This window comes from Devosia soli (assembly GCF_000970455.1).
Lineage (GTDB): Bacteria > Pseudomonadota > Alphaproteobacteria > Rhizobiales > Devosiaceae > Devosia > Devosia soli.
Window position 1 is genome coordinate 1 of the sequence record NZ_LAJG01000032.1, and the last position, 534, is coordinate 534.

General features: G+C 57.1%; 1 protein-coding gene. It reads left to right on the top strand.

The genetic code is table 11. The annotated features are described in order from the left end of the window. Positions 1–412, top strand: a 412-nt coding sequence (locus tag VW35_RS21615; RefSeq protein WP_046143979.1) for a hypothetical protein, incomplete at its 5' end; no start/stop codon positions are given. Positions 413–534: the final 122 nt, after the last annotated feature.

The following is a 534-nucleotide window of genomic DNA, read 5'->3' on the forward strand; positions in this document are numbered from 1 at the left end:
AGAAAAGAGAAGAAAAGGAAGGAAAAAAAGAGAAAGAGAGAGGAAGAGAGAGAGAAAAAGAAAGAGAGAGAGAGAGAAGAGAGGAAAAAAAAGAACGGAAAAGAAGGAGGAGCAGAGATGGGCAAAAGAAGAGAAGAAAAGGAAGGGAGAGGGAGGGAGGAGGAGAAAGAGGAAGAGAGGGAAGGAGGGGAGGGGGGGGAGAGAGGAGGGGGAGGGAACGGAGAAGCGGGAGAGGTGGCGGGGCGAAAAAGGAAGGGAGGGGGAAAAGGGGAAGGGAGTGGAGGGAAGAGACCATGAGGGGCGAGACGAGGAAGAAGCAGAGTGGGCCGGGAAAAGCGGAAAGGCGGACGCCGGCGAGAAGGGCGCGGGTGAAGAAGTCAAGGAGCATGGGGGGCGCGACTGGTGCACATGATGCGTGACGACAGCCGCGCCCAGACACCCCGATGAAGGGGGAGGGGATGGAAAAGGAGGCGGGCAGGATCGATACAAAGCCACCAGCCGGAAACCTCGACCTTGATGGGGAAGGTTAGGAGG